Origin of the sequence: Eikenella longinqua, assembly GCF_001648355.1 — a bacterium.
GTDB lineage: Bacteria > Pseudomonadota > Gammaproteobacteria > Burkholderiales > Neisseriaceae > Eikenella > Eikenella longinqua.
In genome coordinates this window covers 1-20,610 of the sequence record NZ_LXSL01000019.1, presented here as the reverse complement: position 1 = coordinate 20,610, position 20,610 = coordinate 1, and the positions used below count along the sequence as shown (strand labels likewise).

Genomic DNA, 20,610 nt, shown 5'->3' with positions numbered 1-20,610 from the left:
TTTGTACTACAAGCCCCAACAGTGTCTGATCCATTGTTTGTTATAAAAGATGTTGGATCATTCCCCTCTCACCTTCATTCAAGCTAGAGATTATTCTCCCAGAAAATGCATGAGCTAACTTCCCCATTTCGGCACCCATTACACGATCAATATACTGAACAGTATCGGCAATATTTTCTGTATAAACTTTTATATTCTGTATATCAGAGTGATCTAATAATTCTGCAATAACTGTGGCACCAACACCTTTTCGCCCCAAATTAGTTCCACGTGTATAACGAAAACGTCTTGCATTCACATATATAACTTTTCCAGTACGCTCAGAAATAGCATGTTGGACATTATTGAATTCCACCATGAGTTTCTTCATTTCTTGAATAGTTGAATGTAATAAGTCTTTTTCTAGATACAGTCCCACATTACCCTTATTAATCTCTAATAAAGTTTGATGACTCATGAAAATAGGTGTTAATTTTCTTTGTTCAAAAGGTAAAGTATTACCAATATGTATTTCAATTTTTTTTAATTTGATCTTCAGCTAAGTTTCTTATAATTAAATATAGATCTTCAGTGACTGCGAATTTCCTAAATGACTTCCTAAAGTTTGAATGTCGTTGTTTAACTCTTGGTATATTAATATAATAATCATTATTATCCTTAATCAAATCACACATTTTTAGCTGCTTCAACTGCGAAGGACGTCTAGCAGTTATTATTAGAGCATTAATATATGCGTAACACTCAAAGCTGATTCTGTTTTGTTTCCATAGCTCATTAAGTTCACTCACTAGGCTTAATAGTTCATTATTCGTCATCGGTCCTGTGTATGGACAATGATTAGCAACTGATTTTCCCTTTTTATTTCCTTTTATATTAAATGTTTCTAATAATTTAACTACTTCCAGAGAAATTCCTAAATAACCTCTTTTATACCAAGTACGTAAAAATCCTTTTAATGATCCTAAATACCATTCATTTTCCCTAGTTAAACTTGCACGCCAATTCAATATACTGTCTGTTGTAATAGCATTCCCATTAGAAAATTTTATTAACCGCCTAAACATAAACAACATATTTCTAGTATGATGAGCTGACATCTCTTGTGCATAGTCAGATAAAATATTTTTAAATCCATCTAGCAATGAGCTGTCCAAAGATAAAATATCTCTTGTTAATTTTATCTTTATATCTTTATTTAATATCCATATAGTATCATTCTGATTAAATGAATATCCATCTCTTGAAATTTTAGTCATTTTTTTCAACAATTTTATTAGAAAGTTTACTTAATAATTCTTCTTGCTCAAGAAGAACTAATTTATTAGCTTGTTCAATAATATGTCTCTTGTTATAAATATATGAACTTTTCTCTGATGTATGCCCCATCCAATGTTGTCTATACTTAGCTTCATTCTCAGGAGTAATTTCAGTATGATTGGTTTTATTCTCTTTAGCTAATTTATTATTAAGATCTACTTTTCTAGAAAAATCTAAGTTCCATTCATGTCTAAATATATGAGAATGAATAATAGAAAATTTTTATCTACTTTTTTCATAGTAGGTATTATAATATTATCAAAAGAACTAATACTAAGTGGTTTTCCTTGTGAAATTCCTTTTTTATGTGTCACAAATAAATAAGGGTGCCTATTCGAATTTGGTATTTTATTTCGATAATTAAGTATATATTCATCTATGAGATTTGATAATTCAAGACTGATTACTAAACGTCTTTCTTTTGTCTTCGCTACAGCCTGATTCATTCTTGAATCTATTGGATCATCATGTGTACGTCTTATAAATATAGCAGGATGATTTCCTGTTAAAATTAGATCATCAACTCTTATTGATAGAAGCTCTCCACGTCTAATGCCTAATTTGCGCAGCAACATGAACATTAAATAGTTCCTTTTTCTTATTCCCTCATTCTTAAAAGGATTTTTTGGGTTCGGATAATCCGCAATACCAAGAAATTCATCGAGTAAACCATCTGTAATATTAGCACTATCGAAAATTTCAGAAGAATAAAAACTCCGAATATTCGGTCTCAGGTTTTTAAACGTAACCGTCATTTTTTCTACATCTTTTGGTGTATATAATCCTTTATTCATAAAAAGACTGGATATAAACTCCAAGTACTCAATTGCAGCTGTCATCCTATTATATTGATGAGAATGGCTAATAATTATTGAATTGATACTTTTTTTATTTCCAGATAGTCTATTACTAAAACTTAACTTCTTTTTATCTGTTTTCTCACTTAGCCTAAATGCTCTCTTAAATTAATCATGTCCTTATAACTTAAAAGATTCCCATTTTTAAACTCATTAACAATATTTCTATTCTTACTATACTCCCATTTAAAAAGCCACCGTATAGCATATAGCTTATTGCGAATCGTATTTACAGAGCAACTACTCCTTAAAATAGATGTGGTCCACAAAGTAGAATAATAATGTGGAATATTTTTTCCATTATCTATAAGGATAGGATACCGTTCACCATTAGTGAAAACTATAATTTCTAATCTAACCATAGTAAATTTTAATTTTACAATTTTATATATAAATACTAACAGTATGATAAAGATCATTCAATTTTTGTGCAAAAAAAGAACCTAGTCAACACCTAGGTTCTCCAGCTATTTAAATATCAAATTTAACACATATAGGATATATGGGTGCTAGAAGGGAATATCGTCGTCGATATCGTCAATCGGAGCCAGTGCGGGTGCGGGAGCCTGGCGGCGCGGCGGAGCGGGCGGCTCAGCAGCGTAGGCCGGTGCCGGCTCATTGTATCCTTGCGCAGACTGCTGCTGGCGGCTGGGCGCGGCGGCGTATTGTTCGCCGCCTTCGTAGTGGCCGCTGCCGCTGTTGCGGCCGTCGAGCATTTTCATTTCATTGGCCACAATGTCGTAGGCAGTGCGCTCGATGCCGTCTTTGCCGGTGTATTTGCGGCTCTGGATGCGGCCTTCGATATACACTTTGCTGCCTTTTTTCAAATACTGGCCGGCAATCTCCGCCAAGCGGCCAAACATACTGATGTTGTGCCACTCGGTGCGCTCCTGGCGCTGGCCGTTGCGGTCTTTCCAGTTTTCGCTGGTGGCGATGGAAAAATTGGCCACCGCGTCGCCGCTGGGCAGGTAGCGCACTTCGGGGTCGCGCCCCAAGTTGCCGATAAGCATCACTTTATTCAACATGGTTTCCTCCTAAAATAATCTGTTTGGCGGCAGTTTCGTCGAAGCCCTGCTGCCGCGCCTTAATGTAAACGGTTGAACGGTCGGCGCTGAGGCTGGCCGCCTCCACACCGTCGAATTGCTGCAACACGGCCAACAGCCGCTCCTCGCAGCCCTGCCAAACTGGCGACACGGCAAAGGCCAGATTGCGCACCGGCGCCGGCGCCGGCGCCAACACGGCCACCAGCAGCCAAGCCAGCGTGAGCGCCATGGCAAACACAAACACGCCGAAAAAGCCGAAGCGTTCAAACAAACGCCCCCCCGCCGCGCCGCCCACAAACACGCCCACAGACTGCGCCGTGTTATACATGCCCATGGCCGTGCCCTTCAAATCAATCGGCGCCACTTTCGACACGATGGAAGGCAGGCTGGCCTCCAAAATATTGAAGCCGATGAAATACACCACCAGCGAAATGCCGATGGCCAGCAGCGAAGCCTGTCCACCATAGAGCCCGGCCAGCGCCGCCGCAATCAGCGCAATCCCCGCCACAAACACCTGCTTGAGCTTGTTGCGCGTTTCGCCCACCACAATCGCCGGCACCATCAGCAAGAGCCCGAGCAACACCGCCGGCAGGTAGATCTGCCAATGCTGCTCCTTGGGCAGCCCTAGGCCGCGCATCACAATCGGCAGGCTGGCGAAAATCGCCATCATCACCGCCTGCAAGGCGAAAATGCCGAAATTAAGCTGCATCAGCCGCTTATTGCGCAACACCTCGCTAATGCGCGAAGTTTGCATTTCCGCATCGGCATGAAACCTGCCCTGCTGCGGATTGGGCGTAATCCAAGCCACCACGCCCACGGCCAGCACGCACAAAGCGCCCGTGAGCGCAAACAGGCCGGACACCTTAATCCACTCCGTGAGCAGCGGCGACACCACCATGCTTGCGGCAAAAGTGAGCCCGATGGTGAGCCCGATGGAAGCCATGGCGCGGGTGCGCACTTCTTCGCGCGTCAAATCCGCCAGCAGCGCCGTTACCGCCGCGCTCACCGCGCCCGCGCCCTGAATCGCCCGGCCGACCAACAGCCAGGCAACGCTATCTGCCGCAGCCGCAATAAAGCTGCCCAGCGCAAACACCGCCAGGCCAAGGTAAATCACCTTTTTGCGACCCAGCTTGTCGGAAAGCATGCCCAGCGGCAGCTGGAACAGCGCCTGCGTGAGGCCGTACACCGCAATCGCCAGGCCGCCCGAAGCAGGCGTGCTGCCCGGCAGCTCTTTGGCATACAGCGCCAACACCGGCAACACCAAAAACATGCCCAGCATACGCAGCGCATACACGCCGGAAAGCGACGCGCTGGCACGCCATTCGGCCGGCAGCAGGGCGGTACGGGGAGGTCGGGACATAGCGGCGGAATCTGTGTGGTGTGGAAAACGGTGCGATTATACCCGAAGGCTTGCGGCCTCGGGCGCTTTTCGGCGGGGCGGGCGGGATTGGCTTTTTGCTTCGCGGCGGCCTTCCAAGCCGTTCAAACTGCTTGCAATCTGTTTTTCAGGTAGCCTGATGGCGCTTGAGGCTACCTGAAAATATTGGCGGCTACCTGAAAAAGCAGGTGGGCGCTCTGCCAAACAAGCCTGCCGGCTAAGACCACTGCCAGCGGCTCTGCCACGTGCCAATCACCGCGTCGGGATAGCGCCGGCTGCCGAGGCTGCCGTTGTAGCGCGCCAATGCCCGCTCCATATTGCCGTTTTCCAGATTGCTGTAGTGGCGCAGGATGGTGCAGCCGTAGCGTAGGTTGGTGCGGATGTCGAACAGGTTGTGCTCCGGCTTGCCGATGTAGCGCTGCCAAAACGGCATCACCTGCATGAGCCCGCGCGCGCCCACGCTGCTGATGGCATACTGCCGAAACGCGCTTTCCACCGTAATCAGCCCCAAAATCAGCTGCGTATCCAGCCCGGCGCGGGTGGTTTCATATTGGATGTTGATCAGCAGGCGGCGGCGCTCCAGCGGGTCGGCCACAAAACGCGCCAGCCGCAGCGACATATCGTTGAGCCAGCGCGGCGCGTTATACGGGTTTTCAAACACCAGGCGCGGCGGGTTCACATTGTTCACCGAATGGCGCATCACCGAAGCCACGTCGTCCGACAGCGTTTCCTCGCGCTGCGCCCCCGCGCGGGCGGGCTTGGGCAGGCAGGCAGCAGCAGAAAGCGCCGCCAGCGACAGCAGCAGGCGGCGGCGGTCGGCTTGTTCGGGAGCAAAAGGAGCAGGCATCGTTCAAACCCATTCGGCACGGAAAGGCCGCCATTATATCGCCAATCGGCGCCTTGCTGGCGGCGGCGGGGCGGCAAAGGCTACCTGAAAACGAAGTTTCTGCGAAGCTAAAACGAAGTTTCCGAAGGAAGCGGAGTTTCTGCAAAGCTAAAGCGGAGCTTCAACGCAGTTAAAAACGATGTTGCCGAAAAAAGCAGCGTTTCTGCGCTGCGAAAACGCCCGATAATATTTTCAGGTAGCCTTCAGCAGGGTCAACAGGCTACCTGAAAACCGATTCGCTCGCGGCAAGCGGAAACTTTTCAGGTAGCCTTCCCTGCTGGATTCCCCCCAAACGCTTGCTATACAATGCCGCCTTCGCGCCGTGTTTCGCACACAATATGGAACAACTCGAATTCTTCAGCATCCCCAGCCCCTGCATCGGCGTTTGCCAGGCCAACAGCAAGGGCTACTGCAAAGGCTGCCTGCGCAGCCGCGACGAGAGGCTGCATTGGCTGAAGCTCACCGACACGCAGAAACAAAACGTGCTGCGCCTGTGCCGCCTGCGCAAACGCAAGCTGCTCCAGCTGGCCGCCGAACAGCAGCTGGCTTCCATGGAGCTGCCCGAGCAGATGGATTTCGATTTTTTCTAACTTCATTCCCCGTATTTCCCATTTTCTCCTAGGATTTCCCCCATGTCCGCCCTTTCCCTCTTCCCCGCCACTTGGACTTGGCAGTTTCTCGCATTGGCCGTGCTGTGTAGCGTGGCCGTATCCGTGCTGCTGAAAACCGCGCGCAAGCACGGCATCCACATCGAGCACGCCATCGCCGTAAACTACATCGCGGCCACCGCCTGCTGCTGGTTGTTCCTCAGCCCGCCACTGGAAAACCTGCGCCACGCGGGCATCGGCAGCCTGTGGCCGTTTCTGGCGCTGGGCGTGTTGCTGCCGAGCATTTTCGTGGTGATGGCGCGCGCGGTGGAGCAGGCGGGCATCGTGCGCTCCGACGCGGCACAGCGGCTTTCCCTGGTGTTGCCGGTGTTGGCGGCGTTTCTGCTATTTGGCGAGCGGCTCAACAGCAACAAAATCGTCAGCATCGTGCTGGCCTTCAGCGCGCTGGCTGCCCTGCTCTACAAGCCCGGCCAGGGCAAGAAGGGCGGCGGCATGGGCTGGTTGGCGGGAGTGTGGCTGGGATTCGGCATAATCGACATTTTGTTCAAGCAGTTATCTAAAACCGGGCAGGCGCTGTCGCTGAATTTGTTTGTGGCATTTGCGCTGGCCTGCGTGCTGATGTGGGGCTATGTGTGGCGCCAGGGCAAGCCGCTGAAGGCGGCAGATTTCGCCGGCGGCCTGCTGCTCGGGCTGCTTAATTTCGGCAATATCCTGTTTTATATCAAGGCACACCACGCCTTCGCCGGCGACCCGACGCTGGTGTTTGCAGGCATGAATTTGGGCGTGATCGTGTTGGGCACGCTCACCGGCGCGCTGGCCTTCAAAGAGAAAATCTCCACCGTAAACCAAATCGGCATCGTGCTGGCGCTCTCAGCGGTGTACAGCCTGTTTTATCTGGATTGGCTGCTGGCGAAGCTGGGCGTGGCGATATGATTTCGGCTTCGCGGAAACTTTGCCACGCTACATTTTCACTGCGTTGAAGCTCCGCTTTAGCTTCGCAGAAACTCCGCTTCCTTCGGAAACATCGTTTTCAGGTAGCCTCTGCGGAACGATAAAGGCTACCTGAAAAAGGGCTTTGCAAGCTTCCATCAAGCCAAACGCCCAACTACCTAATTGCCCTGCCAATACAAAGGCTACCTGAAAAACAAAACTGGTTTTCAGGTAGCCTTTTTTGATTGGCTCATCAAATACTTGCCATCAGAACTGCCACGACAGGCTGCCTTTGATGTTGCGGCCAACGCCGCTCACGGCTTCGCCAAGATAGGGGGCGTAACGGCGGTTGAATAGGTTATCCACGGTGAGGCGCAAGGTGAGCTGTTTGTAGCTCGGCGGCTGCCAGGCGGCAAACAGGCCGTGCAGGGCGTAGCCTTTGGATTTGGGCAACGCCCAGTAGGCGGCCATGGGGTCGCCGTCGATGGGCGAACGGTCTTGGCGGCGGATAAATTCGGCTTTCCAGCCGAGGGTTAAGCCTTGTGCGGGGAAGCGTGCGCCGAGGGTAGCGGTGGCTTTGCGAGGCGGAATGTCGGCAAGCCAAGTGTCTTGGTCGTGCCAGGGGTTGCGCGGTGAACCTTCGCGTTTACCGCGCATGAAGGAGTAGGTGAGGCCGGCAAACCAGCGGTCGGATTCGTAGTAGCCTTCAATTTCGCCGCCGCGTATGGTGTAGCCGGGCAGGTTGCGGTAGTTGCCGATGGGCTGGTCGCAAACACTGCTGGGGCGGTTAGGCAGCTGTTCGCGGCAGAAAATACCGCGGTTTTTGAAGATTTCGTCTTTGCCGCGCGTGTGGAACAGGGTGGCGCGCAGTTGCAGGCTGTCTTGCTCGCGCAGCAGGTGTTGCCAACGCAGGATGCCGCCGAGGCGGAAGGAGGTGAGCCGCTCCGGCTCGAGGTAGCGGCTGGTGGCGGAGGCGCTGCTGGTAGCGGATTGCACTTCGTATTGTTCGTCGATTACCGGAGCGCGCCAAGTGCGGCTGGCATTGGCAAACAGCAGGGTGTTGTCGTTGGGTTGCCAGGCGATGCCCAAAAACGGCGACCACCCGCTGTAGGTTTTGCTGCGGTAGTCGTGGCCGGCGGAGGGGGTGTTGTAGCCGCGCGCCACGTTGGGCTCGCCTTGGTTGTGGATGTGGTCGTAGCGCAGGGCGGGGTGAGCGTCCATGTGCCGATGCGGATTTCGTCTTGCACGTAGAAGCTGTTTTGCTGCTGTTTGCCGGCGGGCATATAGTAGGGCTGGAAATGGCCGTAGTTGAAATTGGCATTATTCTGCCGGCTCTCGTCAGACATCATCACTTCGCGCACGTGGCGGTTGGTTTGCAGGCCAAGGGTGAGGCGGTGTTGCAGGCTGCCGGTGGAGAAACGGCTCACGTTGCTGATGCCTAGGCCGGTGTCTTGATAGGCGGTATGGCTTTCATTGCCCATGCTGCCGAGAAAGCCGGAGCCGGCATTATCGGGGCGGCGGTCGTCTTGCCCGGTTTTGGCGTGATTCAGCTGCACGGTGAGATCAAACCACGGGTTTTCCGGCATATAGCGGTATTTGAGCGAATAGCTTTCGTCGTCTTGGCTACGGTACACCAGCTTGCGCTTCCAGGCGGCATCCAGACCATACAGCCGGATTTCACGCTCAGTAGGGCCGCGCAGTTCGCCGCGTTTGGCGGCAAACGGCTCCCAGGCATGATGGCGGCCATACATGGCCGAGAAGGTGAAGCGGTGTTCGGGGCTGGGGCTATAGTTACTTTTCAAAAGAAAGCTCTGCTGCTCGTTGGCAGAATAAGCCAGCCGCTCGCCATCGGGCTGTTTGATGTCGTGGCCGCGCCGCACCGAGGTGTAGAGCAGGCCGTCCCAGCTGCGGCTGTTGTTTTGCAGGAAGACGGCGGTGCTGGTTTGCCATTGCTCGTCGTTGGTGTGGTGGCTGATTTTCAGCAATCCGCCCACATTCTGCCCTTCGCGCAAAACTCCTGCGCATCGCGGCTTTCCAGCTTCACCGCGCCGCCGAATCCGCCGTTGCCGCGCGACACGTCAAACGAGCCTTTATCCACCGTAACCTGGCGCAGCAATTCCGGCTCGATGAATACCGAGCCCTGCCGATAACGCTCGAAATTTTTGGCGGCACCATCAATGGAGATTTTGATGTCTTCATTATCGCCGAAGCCCCAAATATTCAACGTTTGCCCGCCGGGGCGCGGCGAACCTGAGCTGCTGGTGCCGGGCAGCAGGTCGAGCAGCGCGGCCACATTATCGGCTTGCTGCTGGTCGATATTTTCACGGGAGAGGCGGGATTGCCCGGCTAAAGTCGACAGCGCCCGCTGCCCTTTGATTTCAATCACCGGCAACACGGCAGAATCCACCGCCTCTTCTGCCGCCCGCGCCGGCAAGGCAGTCAAACCCAGCACCGCAGGCAGGCACCATGCGGCCAGTAAATTGAGAATAATTCAATATTGCGACAAAATAAAGGTAAAGAAATTTTATCTTTTGTGCAAAAACTGTTGTTGCCGCGTCAATTCCGCCGCAAATACTCCGCCAAAGGCTTGGGCAACCCGTATTCCGCCGGATTTGCCCACAAACCGCCGTTGGCGCCGCCTGCCTGCCCTGCCGGCACCCCCTCCGCCTGCAAGGGCGTAATCTGCAACAGCCGGTGCGTGAGCCGGTGGCTTACCGGCTCGCCCTCGGTCAAATCCTCCGCTGCCACGCCGAAGGCCGCCGCGCGCGCATACAAATCATTTAGCCGCTCGAAGCAAGGCACGCAATAGAGACCGCCCCAAATGCCGCCCGCAGGCCGCTTCTCCAGCCACACCCTGCCCCGCCTGTCGCGCAACACCAGCCAATACAGCGCCACTTCCCTCACCGCGGCCGCCGCCTTTCTGCGCGGCAGCTCGGCAATCCGCCCCTGCTGTTTGGCCAAACAGGTTTCTGCCATCGGGCATGCGGCGCAATCGGGCTTGCCGCGTTTGCACACCAGCGCGCCCAAGTCCATCAGGCCTTGCGTGTAGGCCGTCATGTCTTCCGCTTCGGGCAGCAGGCTTTCCGCCAAACGCCACAATTCGGCCTCAAATTTTTTGTTGCCCGCTTCGCCGTCTTGCGCAAACACGCGGCACAGCACGCGCTTCACATTGCCGTCTAAAATCGCCTCGCGCCGGCCGAAGGCAAACGCGGCAATCGCCGCCGCCGTGCTGCGCCCCACGCCTTTGAGCGTTTCCAGCTCCACGCGCGTATCGGGAAACTCGCCGCCGAAATTGTGCACCACCTGCTTGGCCGCCGCATGCAGATTGCGTGCGCGGCTGTAGTAGCCCAGCCCTGCCCACAGCACCAGCACCGCATCTTCATCCGCCGCCGCCAGCGCCGCCACATCGGGAAACGCCGCCAGAAAACGCGGGTAATAGTCCAACACAGTTGCCACCTGCGTTTGCTGCAACATAATCTCCGAAAGCCACACCGCATAAGGCTCGCGCACCTGCCAAGGCAGGCCGTGCCGCCCGTGTTCCCGCTGCCAGCGCACCAGCCGACGGGCAAAATTGCTCGTTGTTTCCACTCAAAGGCTACCTGAAAACCGCTCCGCACGTTTCCGCGAAGCTCAAACCGAAACCCCGTATTGTATAGCGAAATAGCGGGCAAGATATTTTCAGGTAGCCTCTCCCCGCCTTTTTTCAGGTAGCCTTTCCGCCGCACCACTCCGTTTCCCGATATAATCCCAGCCCTCTATATAACCCTGATTCCCCGCCATGACCCGCCACACCCTCTTCGCCACCTGCCCGCGCGGCCTCGAAAACATCCTCGCCCAAGAAATGCAGCAGCACGGCGCCGGCCAAATCGCCCCCGCAGAAGGCGGCGTATCCTGCCAAGGCAGCCTCGAAACCGCCTACCGCCTCAACCTCCACTCCCGCACCGCCAGCCGCATCCTGCTGCAACTGGCCTGCCAGCCCTACCGCAGCGAAGACGACCTCTACCGCCTCGCCAAAAATATCCGCTGGGAAGACTGGTTTCACGCCGGGCAAACCTTCAAAATCAAAGCAGAAGGCAAACGCGCCCGCGTGAAAAGCCTCGACTTCACCGCCCTCAAAATCAAAGACGGCCTGTGCGACCGCTTCCGCAGCAGCCAAGGACAGCGCCCCAGCGTCAACAAAGCCAGCCCCGACATCCGCATCCACGCCTTCCTCAGCGAACAACACGCCGCCCTCTTCATCGACACCAGCGGCGAAGCCCTCTTCAAACGCGGCTACCGCCAAGAAGCAGGCGAAGCCCCCCTGCGCGAAAACCTCGCCGCCGGCCTCCTCCTCCTCGCCGGCTACAACGGCAGCCAGCCCTTCCAAGACCCATTCTGCGGCAGCGGCACCCTCCCCATCGAAGCCGCCCTCATCGCCACCCGCCGCGCCCCCGGCCTGCACCGCCCATTCGGCTTTGAAAACCTCGCCAACTTCGATGCCGATTTATGGCAACGCCTGCGCCAAGAAGCCCAAGCCGCCATATTGCCCCAAGCCCCCGCCCCCATCGCCGGCAGCGACAACCTGCGCCACATGATCCAAACCGCCGCCGCCAACGCCCGCGAAGCCCAAGTGGCCGACCACATTATTTTTCAGGTAGCCGACGTGCGCGACACCCGCCCCAACGGCGAAAACGGCATCCTCCTCTCCAACCCCCCCTACGGCGTGCGCCTCGAAGAAATCCAAACCCTGCACGCCCTCTACCCCCAGCTCGGCTCCTGGCTCAAACAGCACTACCCCGGCTGGCTCTGCGGCCTCTTCACCGCCGACCGCGACATGCCCAAACTCATGCGCCTCACCCCCAAGCGCAAAATCCCCCTCTACAACGGCAAGCTCGACTGCCGCCTCTTCCTGCTCGATATGGTGCGCGGCTCCCACCGCACACCCAAAGCCGGCAGCTAAATACCACCCGCCAACACAAAGGCTACCTGAAAATTTCAGGTAGCCTTCACTTTCCCTCTCTAGCCCATCCCTTTTAAATTACTAAAAAACAAACAAAACATTTTCAGGTAGCCTCCGCATATCTAAGAAGGCTACCTGAAAAACACAACCATCTTTCCCAACCCAAAGCCAGTGTACTAAGCAGAAACCGGCTCAAACATTTTCAGGTAGCCCCATCCAGCCAAAAGGCTACCTGAAAACCATCTGCCTACTGCAAAGCCCGCCACACCCGCCACGCGTCCACCGTCGCCTTCACATCGTGCACGCGCAGCACCGCCGCGCCGCGTGCCGCAGCCGCCAGCGCCGCGCCCACGCTGCCGTGCACCCGCGCCGCCGCATCCGCCTCGCCGCTCAGCTCGCCGATCATCCGTTTGCGCGACACGCCAACCAGCAGCGGCAGGCCGGTTTGCGCCTGAAGCTCGGGCAGGTGGCGCATGAGCTGCACATTGTGCTCCAACGTTTTGCCGAAGCCGAAGCCCGGGTCGAGCACCAGCCGGTGGCGTGCAATGCCCGCCGCTGCGCACGCTTCGGCACGGCTTTTCAGATAGCCTGCCACTTCGCCCACCACGTCTTCATAACGCGGATTTTCCTGCATATTTTCAGGCAGCCCCTGCATGTGCATCAGGCAGATGCCGATGTTGGCATGGCAGGCCAGCAAATCCACCGCGCCCTCGTCTTCCAGCGCGGCCACGTCGTTGATGATGTCGGCCAGTCCTTCGTCCAACAGGCGGCGCATCACCGCTGTGCGGCGCGTGTCCACGCTCAGCGGCACGCTCCACTTGGCCAGCTCGCGCACGATCGGCTGCAAGCGCGCCAACTCCTCTTCGGGCGGCACATAAGCGGCGCCGGGGCGGGTGGATTCGCCGCCGATGTCTAAAATATCGGCGCCTTCCCGCAGCAGCTGCTCGGCGTGTGCCAAGGCTGCGGCGGCGCTGCGCGAATAGGTGCCGCCGTCGGAGAAGGAATCGGGGGTAAGGTTGATGATGCCCATGATTTTGGGCTCAGCCAGGCTGATTTGGAAACGGCCGGCCTGCCAAACGGATGGGGTGGTCATGGTGAGGCTACCTGAAAATACAAACTGCGATGAAGTGAAAAACGGAAAGCCGTATTATAAGCCCGCTGCCCGCAATCGGCAGGATTGTGGCGCATCTGGTCTTTCCACGCGGAAAACCTTTGCGCTGCATCAACTAAAACCACCAGTAAAAAACCGGAAACAACGGCCGCTTTAAAAGAAAAAAAGCCAAAAACCAGGGGAAATGTAGTGAAAATATCAAGCTTGCGCATTTTCCCCAACTGCCGCACCACTTCCGAAACAGATGCCCAACCATCAATTAAAACATAGAAATATCAGCAAGTTTCCTGCATAACAAGCCTATAGCCTGCGCAGTAGCTCGCCGCAATTATGACGGTGTTAATATTTACTTTGAAAAGCAAAAGGCATATACTGCCATTCAGCGTTGAATGCGGCTGTATCAAGCTGTTGCGACCTAAACGCCAAATTCAACTCATAGAGAAGCAGGCCTGCATTTCAGATAATAAAGCCTGCCGGCATTTCCTGAGTTACAAAGTAGAGAGTATGTTTTGGTTGTCAGGAAACCATAGCTTATTGATTTTTTGTTTTGTTTTCTTTGTGGAGATCTTGTCGAAAATGAATTACGATAAAACCGTAGCAGAAATGCTGAATGTGGATGGCGCCTTGGCAGCCGCAGTTGTGGACTACTCCAGCGGCATGCTGCTGGCCGGTGGCGGCAGCCCCGCGATTGACTTGGAAATCGCCGCCGCAGGTAACACCGAAGTAATACGTGCTAAGAATAAAACCATGAAAATGCTTGGTTTGAAAGACGAAATTGAAGACGTGCTAATTACCTTGGGCACCCAATACCACTTGATGCGCCCATTAGCTCGTCATGAGGGTTTGTTCCTGTACTCTGTACTAGATAAAAGCAAGGCTAACTTAGCTTTGGCTCGTCGTTCTTTAGTTAATGCTGAACGTAATATGGGCTAATTCAGCAAAGCTGTTCACAAAAACCGGCCGTCGCCAGACAGCCGGTTTTTATCGTTTCCGCACTCCGTTTCCCATCATGCAATAGCCCGTTTGCGGAAAAAACACAACACATTCCCCGCATTTGCCCGCGCCAAACTTGCCGCCAGCTCATTCTCCCCGCTAACATGACGCCCGCTTTCCCGCCTGCTCCGGCAAACGGGAATATCCGCAAAACGAGGCTGCGCTAAGCCGCCCATTTTCCTATTTATCCACCATCCAGCAAAGAAGGAGCCCATCATGCCGCATGTTTTCACACTCCGTTCAATTCTTTGCAGCTCAGAAGCATAAGGCCGCTTCCCATTCTTGTGCCGCCCGCTTCGGGCTACTTTCTCCCCATCGTGTAAACCGCAGCGCTTGCGCCGTTTGGCTGCGCCTGCCGTTTGCATTCGGCGCGAAACCATTTCATTTTCAGCATATTGCTTTGCTGCACGGCAAGGCAGGCTGCTGTATGAATGCTCGGTTTCCCGCCACCAGCAAGAAAGTACGAATATGGGCACACAAACCCCCCAATACCTTTCCGAAAACACCGTTTTAATCGCCGATTCCCACACCTGGATTGAAGGCAACGCCATCCAACAGCTGCAAACCACCACCCGCCTGCCGCAAATGCGCCGCGTGACCGGCATGCCAGATTTGCACGCTGGGCGCGGCTATCCCGTCGGCGCTGCGTTTTTCAGCAGCGGCCGTTTCTACCCCGCGCTCATCGGCAACGACATCGGCTGCGGCATGGCGCTGTGGCAAACCGATTTGGCTGCACACAAAGCCAAGCCCGCCAAACTGGCCAAACAGCTCGGCAATATCGATGCCCCGCTGGATGAAAGCTGGCAGCCGCGCATCCGCGAAATCCTGCCGCCCCATCCTTTTCAGGTAGCCTTAGGCACCATCGGCGGCGGCAACCACTTTGCCGAACTGCAAACTGTGGACACCGTCTACCGCCCCGAAAGGCTACCTGAAAATTTCAATGCCGCCTGCCTGCAACTGCTTGTGCACAGCGGCTCGCGCGGATTCGGCCAGCAGATTTTGCGCCGCCACGTGGAAGCACACGGCCACTCAGGGCTACCTGAAAACAGCCCCGAAGCCGCCGCCTACCTCGCCGAGCACCAAAATGCCCTCGCCTTCGCCCGCGCCAACCGCCAGCTGATTGCCGAACGCATGCTCGCGCTCTGGGGCGCCCAAGGCCGCCGCCTGCTCGACGTGCACCACAACTTTCTGCAACACACCGCAGTCGGCGGCGAAACCGGCTGGCTGCACCGCAAAGGCGCCACCCCATCCGACTGCGGCCTGGTGCTCATCCCCGGCTCGCGCGGCGACTACAGCTATCTGGTCGAGCCAGCCGCCGACTGCACCGTCGCGCTCAATTCGCTCGCCCACGGCGCCGGCCGCAAATGGCAGCGCAGCGAATGCAAAGGCCGCCTGTCGCACAAATACAGCGCCGACAGCCTGCGCCGCACCGCCTTCGGCAGCCTGGTGGTGTGCGCCGACAAGGCCTTGGTATACGAAGAAGCGCCGCAAGCCTACAAAAACATCGACAGCATCATCGCCGCCATGCAGCATGCCGGCCTCATCGAGCCGATAGCCCGCCTCAAACCCGTGCTCACTTATAAAACCAGCGGCGTCTGCGGAGGATGACACATGAAAATCATCAGCAAATTTAAAGATTTCTACGACCACAAAGTGGCCAAATACGGCAGCGACCCCGTGCTCGTGTTCGACCGCCGCCAGCCTCCCGGCAGCGAAATCCTGCATAGTCTGCCCAAGCCGCCCGCCGACTGGCAGCAGGAATTCGGCGCCTGCGCCGTGGTGTCCGAGCTGTATGTCGGCAACCTGCGCGTGTTCCTGTTTGCCACCGACAAGCAGGTGTACAGCTCATACGACATCGAAAGCGTGTATCTGCAACACCGCCGCTATCGCCGCGGCCTGAACATGGTGCGCTTTCTCGACGGTCGCGAATACTGCCTGCCGCAATTCGACAACTACTACTGGCCTTGGTATCAGCACCGCTATGAGCCCGACTTCAGCCCGCGCCGCTGCAACCGCAGCCAGCCGAGCATTGCCGCCCACCGCCGAGTGCCGCTGTTGCTCGCCTATTATGCCGACCCGCACCGCCCCACCCGGCTCGACAGCCGCCAGGATTTTGCCGAAAACCCCCAGCTCTCCGGCCTCGGCGTCTATTTCGACCCCGATATCGTGTGGCAACACCTTTGCGAATATTTATCGCAGCTCAAAAGCGAAGCCGAAACCAGCCCGCCTGTGCCCGACAAAGACAAAATCGGCAACAAGGGATTCGATGCCAGACGCTCCTTCCGGCCGAAAATGAAAGGAAACAAAGCATGATCTACCTGCAAATCTCCACCGCTCAAGGCCCGGCCGAATGCCAGATGTTTGCCGCTTTCGCCCTGCGGCAAATACTGCGCGAAGCCGAACAGGCCGGCGTGCAGGCCGAGCTGTTGGAAGAAACGCCAAGCAAGTACGGCATCCTTTCCGCCGTGCTCAAATTCAACGGCAAAAACGCCGAAGCCCTGGCAGGACGCTGGCTCGGCACCCTGCAATGGGTCTGCCCCAGCCCGCTGCGGCCGCAACACCCGCGCAAAAATTGGTATATCGGCGTGTTCAGGCTACCTGAAATCCCCGAGCTGCCCAACGATGGCGACATCGAGTTTCAAACCTGCCGCGCCGGCGGCAAAGGCGGCCAGCATGTAAACAAAACCGAATCCGCGGTGCGCGCCGTACACCTAGTCAGCGGCATCGCCGTGCGCGTTGAAAGCGAACGCAGCCAGCACGCCAACAAAAAACGCGCGCTCGAGCTGCTCGCCCTCAAGCTGGCGGAGCACCACCAAAGCGCCCTGCAACAGCACGCCGCCGGCGCCCACAAATCACTCTACCAAGTGGAACGCGGCAACCAGCAGCGCGTGTTTATGGGGCAGCAGTTTAAAGAACGGCTCGGCTAAACGGCAAAAGGCTACCTGAAAACTATTCTTCCGTTTTCAGGTAGCCTTTTTATGGGCTAGCGGCATTTTTGGGGGTATTTTTCTGCGGCATTTTCAAAATACCGTAAAAAATACCCCCAAATTTCTGTTGCTTCAACGCAATTCGGATAGACGGCGGCAGATACCAAACAAGCCCTAAACATGGCTGAAAGCCTTGCTGGGCTTGGGTTTTGTAGATTTGGATAGACGGCGTTAGACAAAAAAAATAACCGCTAAAAAGCGGTTAATGGTGGCCAGAGGCAGGATCGAACTGCCGACACACGGATTTTCAATCCGTTGCTCTACCAACTGAGCTATCTGGCCGCTTTTGAAGTTCGCTATTACACCAGTTTATCGAACCTGAGTCAAGCTTTTTCGGCAAAATATTTTAACGGATTGGCAAAGGCATTATTTCCCCGCAATATTTTTCAGGTAGCCTGCGCTGGGCGAATGCTGTTTGGGGCAGGACCGTGCCGTATCCGTTATATGGGCTGGCTGATGCCGCCCAACCGTTTGCGCGAACGGCGGTAGGATGAGGGCTACCTGAAAATAGCTTTCCATTTTCAGGTAGCCTGTTTGGTTTGGGCAACGCGGGCGCAGGTTTTACGGCATGCTGCCCGGCTGCGCCTTATTCGGCCAGGGCGGCGCGCAGTTGGGCAGCCAGCTCGGCCAGTTCGGCGTGGTCGGCCATTTTTTCTTCGTGCTGGCCGAGCTCGTGCACATGGCCGGGGATGAGGTGCATGTGGTAGTGCAGCACGCTTTGGCCGGCTTCTTCGCCGTTGAGCTGCATTTGCACTATACCGTGCCGTTTCAATATCTTGCGCTGGGCGGCGATGATTTTTTTGGCTGCGGCAAACACGGCTTGGGCATATTCTGCGGGCAAATCGCTCAGCTCCACGGCCTGTGTTTTCGGCACAATCAGCACATGCCCGCGCGCTTGCGGCATCACGTCCATGAAGGCGAGGATTTGCTCGTTTTCATACACGGTGTGGTTGGGGATGTCGCCGCGCAGGATTTTGGCGAAAATGTTGTCGGGGTTGTATGCGGACATGGTGTTCTCCTTGGGTGGACGGTTTTTTCAGGTAGCCTCTGAAGCAGCTTGCGCCGTGTGGCAACTGCAGCCGGCTCATACATTTTTCAGGTAGCCCCTTAAGGCTACCTGAAAATTCACAGGGCTTCCAGTTTGGCAAACTTGGTGTCGAGCACTTTGATGCCCTGCTTGCCGAAGTTTACGGTGAGGCGGGCGCCGTCGGCTTTGCGTTCGCCTTCGATGATGACGCCGGTGCCGAATTTCGGGTGGCGCACATTTTGGCCGATGCTGAAGCCGCCGTAATCGGCGGGCTCGACCCATTCGGGCTGCGGCTCCGCCCTGCCCCGCGGCGGGATGCCTTCGGGCACGGGGAAACGCGGCTTCGATACGGGGGTGAGCAGGTGCAGCAGATCGGGCGGAATTTCTTCCACGAAGCGCGAAACGGTGCCGTAGTGGGTTTGGCCGTGCAGCATGCGCTGCTGCGCCATGCTGATGTAGAGGCGTTTGCGCGCGCGCGTGATGGCCACATACATCAGCCGCCGTTCTTCTTCCAGCCCGCCGTGTTCGGCCAGGCTTAGCTCGCTGGGAAAACGGCCTTCTTCCATGCCGGTGAGGAACACGGCGTCGAATTCGAGGCCTTTGGCGGCGTGCACGGTCATCAGCTGCACGGCAGATTCGTTGGCGCCGGCCTGGTTTTCGCCGGATTCGAGCGCGGCGTTGCTCAAGAAAGCGAGCACGGGGAAGGCGGGGTTGCCAAGCTCATCGGCGGGCAGGGTTTCGAAATTGCTGTCTTCGGGGCGGAACTCTTCAGCGGCGCGGATGAGCTCGTCTAAATTGTCGAGGCGGTCTTGGTGGTCGCCTTTTTGGGTTTGGTAGTGTTCATACAGGCCGCTGGCGTGCACGGCTTCGGATACGTTTTCAGGTAGCCTCAGCTGGCCGATTTGCGACTGCAAGCCTTCAATCAGGCGCACAAAGGCGGCTACCTTGCCGTTTTTCACTGCCACGCGGCAGGCTGCCTGCCACAGCGACACGCCCTCTTCCGCCGCCGCGGCTTGAATGCTTTCCACCGTGCGGCTGCCGATGCCACGCGCGGGCACGTTGATCACGCGCAGCAAGGCGTTATCATCTTCGGGATTGACCGCCAGCCGTAGGTAGGCCAGCGCATGTTTCACTTCCTGGCGCTCGTAAAAGCGCAGCCCGCCGTAAATCTTATACGGCAGCCCAGCGCGGAACAGCGCCTGCTCCAGCACGCGCGATTGGGCATTGCCGCGATAAAGCACGGCCATGTGGTGCAGCTCCATGCCTTCGTGGTGCAGCGCCTTGATTTCGTCCACCACGAATTCGGCTTCTTCGCCGTCGGTGAAGGCGGAGAGGAAGCGGATTTTCTCGCCGCTTTCAGCTTCGGTGCGCAGATTTTTGCCGAGGCGGCCGTCGTTGTGTTCGATTACAGCATTGGCGGCGGCGAGGATGTTGCCCACCGAGCGGTAATTCTGCTCCAGTTTGATGGGTGAGGCTACCTGAAATTCGCGCATGAAGTCGGCCATATTGCCCACACGCGCGCCGCGGAAACGGTAGATGCTTTGGTCGTCGTCGCCCACGGCAAACACCACGGCATGCCGGCCAGCGAGAAGTTTCAGCCAGTCGTATTGCAGCTTGTTAGTGTCTTGAAATTCGTCCACTAAGATGTGGCTGAAGCGGTTTTGGTAGTGGGTGCGCAGCAATTCGTTGGCAGACAGCACTTCGTAGCTGCGCAGCATGAGCTCTGCAAAATCTGCCACGCCTTCTTGGCGGCAGAGGCAGTCGTATGCGGCATAACACTCAATCAGTCGTTTCTCATACGGATTGCCGGCATGCAGCAGTTCGGCGCGCAGGCCGGCTTCTTTTTGCGCGTTGATGAAGCCCTGCAAGGCACGCGGTGCGATGATTTCTTCTGCGATATTTAGGGATTTGAGCAGGCGTTTGATAAGTGCCAACTGGTCGCTGCTGTCGAGAATTTGAAACGACGCGGGCAAGCCGGCATCTTTGTGGTGCAGGCGCAGAAAGCGGTGGCACAAGCCGTGGAACGTACCCAGCCACATGGCGCGAATATTGAGCGGCAGCATGGTTTCCAAACGGGCGCGCATTTCTTTGGCGGCTTTGTTGGTAAACGTTACTGCCATCACCGAATGCAGATTGGCTTGGCCGGTGTGCAGCAGCCAGGCAATGCGGGTGGTGAGCACTTTGGTTTTGCCGCTGCCGGCGCCGGCCAGCACCAAGGCGGATTCTGCCGGCCAGGTGACGGCGGAAAGCTGCTCTGGGTTGAGGCCGGAGAGGAGTGTGTTTTGCGAGGGGGATGCGAGCACGATATTGAAAGATGTGGTAATAACAAAGAGAGGTGAATTATAGCAGCAGAGGCTACCTGAAAAAGTTCGGCATGTAGTGCTGACACCCGCCCCCCCACAAGGAAACACCCCGGCTGATTAAGCCGGGGTGTCGGAATAGGTGTTTGGCAGTGTCCTACTTTCGCACGGGTATCCGTACTATCATCGGCGCTGGTTCGTTTCACGGTCCTGTTCGGGATGGGAAGGCGTGGG

General features: G+C 55.5%; 22 protein-coding genes, 1 tRNA gene and 1 rRNA gene. 8 read left to right on the top strand and 16 right to left on the bottom strand.

From position 1 onward, the window contains the following. Positions 1–40: 40 nt before the first annotated feature. The 7 genes from A7P95_RS12185 to A7P95_RS05675 form a co-directional block, all read right to left on the bottom strand. Complete coding sequence (locus tag A7P95_RS12185) at positions 41–457, bottom strand: site-specific integrase (protein ID WP_245636573.1); 417 nt, start codon at positions 455–457, stop codon at positions 41–43. A gap of 55 nt (positions 458–512) precedes the next feature. Continuing rightward, positions 513–1,256 (bottom strand): integrase, encoded by a 744-nt coding sequence (locus tag A7P95_RS12180; RefSeq protein WP_245636572.1) that lies wholly within the window; start codon positions 1,254–1,256, stop codon positions 513–515. 234 nt (positions 1,257–1,490) lie between these two features. Next, complete coding sequence (locus A7P95_RS12175; protein WP_156503517.1) at positions 1,491–2,111, bottom strand: site-specific integrase; 621 nt, start codon at positions 2,109–2,111, stop codon at positions 1,491–1,493. 572 nt (positions 2,112–2,683) lie between these two features. Then, positions 2,684–3,199 (bottom strand): single-stranded DNA-binding protein, encoded by a 516-nt coding sequence (locus A7P95_RS05685; protein ID WP_067592485.1) that lies wholly within the window; start codon positions 3,197–3,199, stop codon positions 2,684–2,686. Further along, the gene (locus tag A7P95_RS05680) at positions 3,189–4,577 is read right to left on the bottom strand and encodes an MFS transporter (protein ID WP_067592483.1); all 1,389 of its coding nucleotides are present in this window, start codon (positions 4,575–4,577) and stop codon (positions 3,189–3,191) included. The genes A7P95_RS05685 and A7P95_RS05680 overlap by 11 nt, the downstream gene beginning before the upstream one ends. A gap of 36 nt (positions 4,578–4,613) precedes the next feature. Then, positions 4,614–4,799 carry a hypothetical protein gene (locus A7P95_RS11635; RefSeq protein ID WP_156503516.1) on the bottom strand — a complete coding sequence of 62 codons (186 nt, stop codon included), beginning with the start codon at positions 4,797–4,799 and terminating at the stop codon, positions 4,614–4,616. 13 nt (positions 4,800–4,812) lie between these two features. Further along, entirely contained in the window at positions 4,813–5,442 is a 630-nt protein-coding gene (locus A7P95_RS05675; RefSeq protein ID WP_067592480.1) for a lytic transglycosylase domain-containing protein, read from the bottom strand. 377 nt (positions 5,443–5,819) lie between these two features. Here A7P95_RS05675 and A7P95_RS05670 point away from each other — a divergent pair, with 377 nt between their 5' ends. Together A7P95_RS05670 and A7P95_RS05665 are read left to right on the top strand one after the other, a co-directional pair. Next, a complete protein-coding gene (locus A7P95_RS05670) occupies positions 5,820–6,071 on the top strand; it encodes a DUF1289 domain-containing protein (protein WP_067592503.1) in 252 nt (83 codons plus the stop codon). Between the two features lie 42 nt (positions 6,072–6,113). Continuing rightward, complete coding sequence (locus A7P95_RS05665; RefSeq protein WP_067592477.1) at positions 6,114–7,022, top strand: hypothetical protein; 909 nt, start codon at positions 6,114–6,116, stop codon at positions 7,020–7,022. A gap of 264 nt (positions 7,023–7,286) precedes the next feature. Here the strand turns inward: A7P95_RS05665 and A7P95_RS11915 are convergent, their stop codons facing one another. From A7P95_RS11915 to mutY, 3 genes are all read right to left on the bottom strand, one after another. Continuing rightward, on the bottom strand, positions 7,287–8,240 hold the full coding sequence (locus A7P95_RS11915) for a TonB-dependent receptor domain-containing protein (RefSeq protein WP_179945902.1): 954 nt from the start codon (positions 8,238–8,240) through the stop codon (positions 7,287–7,289). A 757-nt stretch (positions 8,241–8,997) separates the two neighbouring features. Further along, positions 8,998–9,462: a TonB-dependent receptor plug domain-containing protein gene (locus tag A7P95_RS11625; RefSeq protein ID WP_179945901.1), complete on the bottom strand. Its 465-nt coding sequence runs from the start codon at positions 9,460–9,462 to the stop codon at positions 8,998–9,000. Positions 9,463–9,575: 113 nt separating this feature from the next. Then, a complete protein-coding gene (gene mutY / locus A7P95_RS05655) occupies positions 9,576–10,607 on the bottom strand; it encodes an A/G-specific adenine glycosylase (protein WP_067592475.1) in 1,032 nt (343 codons plus the stop codon). Positions 10,608–10,797: 190 nt separating this feature from the next. On the opposite strand from mutY, the gene A7P95_RS05650 reads away from it, so the two are divergent. Next, a complete protein-coding gene (locus tag A7P95_RS05650; protein ID WP_067592473.1) occupies positions 10,798–11,958 on the top strand; it encodes a THUMP domain-containing class I SAM-dependent RNA methyltransferase in 1,161 nt (386 codons plus the stop codon). 247 nt (positions 11,959–12,205) lie between these two features. Here A7P95_RS05650 and folP read toward each other — a convergent pair whose 3' ends face one another. Further along, positions 12,206–13,051, bottom strand: coding sequence for a dihydropteroate synthase (gene folP, locus A7P95_RS05645; RefSeq protein ID WP_067592471.1), 846 nt, complete (start codon positions 13,049–13,051; stop codon positions 12,206–12,208). Continuing rightward, complete coding sequence (locus A7P95_RS11620) at positions 13,048–13,281, bottom strand: hypothetical protein (RefSeq protein WP_156503513.1); 234 nt, start codon at positions 13,279–13,281, stop codon at positions 13,048–13,050. Before A7P95_RS11620 ends, folP begins: the two co-directional genes overlap by 4 nt. A 364-nt stretch (positions 13,282–13,645) precedes the next feature. On the opposite strand from A7P95_RS11620, the gene A7P95_RS05640 reads away from it, so the two are divergent. The 4 genes from A7P95_RS05640 to prfH all read left to right on the top strand — a co-directional run bounded on the left by A7P95_RS05640 (position 13,646) and on the right by prfH (position 16,989). Continuing rightward, entirely contained in the window at positions 13,646–14,002 is a 357-nt protein-coding gene (locus tag A7P95_RS05640) for a hypothetical protein (protein WP_067592500.1), read from the top strand. A 528-nt stretch (positions 14,003–14,530) separates the two neighbouring features. Then, the gene (locus A7P95_RS05635) at positions 14,531–15,670 is read left to right on the top strand and encodes an RNA ligase RtcB family protein (protein ID WP_067592469.1); all 1,140 of its coding nucleotides are present in this window, start codon (positions 14,531–14,533) and stop codon (positions 15,668–15,670) included. A gap of 3 nt (positions 15,671–15,673) precedes the next feature. Beyond that, entirely contained in the window at positions 15,674–16,375 is a 702-nt protein-coding gene (locus tag A7P95_RS05630; protein WP_067592467.1) for a hypothetical protein, read from the top strand. Then, on the top strand, positions 16,324–16,989 hold the full coding sequence (gene prfH, locus A7P95_RS05625; protein ID WP_342667765.1) for a peptide chain release factor H: 666 nt from the start codon (positions 16,324–16,326) through the stop codon (positions 16,987–16,989). Before A7P95_RS05630 ends, prfH begins: the two co-directional genes overlap by 52 nt. 266 nt (positions 16,990–17,255) lie before the next feature. On the opposite strand, the gene A7P95_RS05620 is transcribed toward prfH, so the two are convergent. Beyond that, positions 17,256–17,331: transfer RNA gene (locus A7P95_RS05620), tRNA-Phe, on the bottom strand. Here A7P95_RS05620 and A7P95_RS11615 point away from each other — a divergent pair. After that, positions 17,305–17,538: a hypothetical protein gene (locus A7P95_RS11615; RefSeq protein WP_156503512.1), complete on the top strand. Its 234-nt coding sequence runs from the start codon at positions 17,305–17,307 to the stop codon at positions 17,536–17,538. The two genes, A7P95_RS05620 and A7P95_RS11615, sit on opposite strands and share 27 nt — an antisense overlap. Before the next feature lie 97 nt (positions 17,539–17,635). Here the strand turns inward: A7P95_RS11615 and A7P95_RS05615 are convergent, their stop codons facing one another. The 3 genes from A7P95_RS05615 to rrf all read right to left on the bottom strand — a co-directional run. Then, positions 17,636–18,058, bottom strand: coding sequence for an HIT domain-containing protein (locus A7P95_RS05615; protein ID WP_067592462.1), 423 nt, complete (start codon positions 18,056–18,058; stop codon positions 17,636–17,638). Between the two features lie 116 nt (positions 18,059–18,174). After that, entirely contained in the window at positions 18,175–20,379 is a 2,205-nt protein-coding gene (locus tag A7P95_RS05610) for a 3'-5' exonuclease (RefSeq protein WP_067592460.1), read from the bottom strand. A 141-nt stretch (positions 20,380–20,520) separates the two neighbouring features. Further along, a 5S ribosomal RNA gene (gene rrf, locus A7P95_RS12485) occupies positions 20,521–20,610 on the bottom strand; the annotation flags it as partial.

What these genes read in the sequence shown, in the direction of transcription:
- A7P95_RS12185 (WP_245636573.1), bottom strand. Translation starts at nt 457, where the DNA reads ATGAGTCATCAAACTTTATTAGAGATTAATAAGGGTAATGTGGGACTG.
- A7P95_RS12180 (WP_245636572.1), bottom strand. Translation starts at nt 1,256, where the DNA reads ATGACTAAAATTTCAAGAGATGGATATTCATTTAATCAGAATGATACT.
- A7P95_RS12175 (WP_156503517.1), bottom strand. Translation starts at nt 2,111, where the DNA reads ATGAATAAAGGATTATATACACCAAAAGATGTAGAAAAAATGACGGTT.
- A7P95_RS05685 (WP_067592485.1), bottom strand. Translation starts at nt 3,199, where the DNA reads ATGTTGAATAAAGTGATGCTTATCGGCAACTTGGGGCGCGACCCCGAA.
- A7P95_RS05680 (WP_067592483.1), bottom strand. Translation starts at nt 4,577, where the DNA reads ATGTCCCGACCTCCCCGTACCGCCCTGCTGCCGGCCGAATGGCGTGCC.
- A7P95_RS05675 (WP_067592480.1), bottom strand. Translation starts at nt 5,442, where the DNA reads ATGCCTGCTCCTTTTGCTCCCGAACAAGCCGACCGCCGCCGCCTGCTG.
- A7P95_RS05670 (WP_067592503.1), top strand. Translation starts at nt 5,820, where the DNA reads ATGGAACAACTCGAATTCTTCAGCATCCCCAGCCCCTGCATCGGCGTT.
- A7P95_RS05665 (WP_067592477.1), top strand. Translation starts at nt 6,114, where the DNA reads ATGTCCGCCCTTTCCCTCTTCCCCGCCACTTGGACTTGGCAGTTTCTC.
- A7P95_RS11915 (WP_179945902.1), bottom strand. Translation starts at nt 8,240, where the DNA reads ATGGACGCTCACCCCGCCCTGCGCTACGACCACATCCACAACCAAGGC.
- A7P95_RS05650 (WP_067592473.1), top strand. Translation starts at nt 10,798, where the DNA reads ATGACCCGCCACACCCTCTTCGCCACCTGCCCGCGCGGCCTCGAAAAC.
- folP (WP_067592471.1), bottom strand. Translation starts at nt 13,051, where the DNA reads ATGACCACCCCATCCGTTTGGCAGGCCGGCCGTTTCCAAATCAGCCTG.
- A7P95_RS11620 (WP_156503513.1), bottom strand. Translation starts at nt 13,281, where the DNA reads ATGCGCAAGCTTGATATTTTCACTACATTTCCCCTGGTTTTTGGCTTT.
- A7P95_RS05640 (WP_067592500.1), top strand. Translation starts at nt 13,646, where the DNA reads ATGAATTACGATAAAACCGTAGCAGAAATGCTGAATGTGGATGGCGCC.
- A7P95_RS05635 (WP_067592469.1), top strand. Translation starts at nt 14,531, where the DNA reads ATGGGCACACAAACCCCCCAATACCTTTCCGAAAACACCGTTTTAATC.
- A7P95_RS05630 (WP_067592467.1), top strand. Translation starts at nt 15,674, where the DNA reads ATGAAAATCATCAGCAAATTTAAAGATTTCTACGACCACAAAGTGGCC.
- A7P95_RS05615 (WP_067592462.1), bottom strand. Translation starts at nt 18,058, where the DNA reads ATGTCCGCATACAACCCCGACAACATTTTCGCCAAAATCCTGCGCGGC.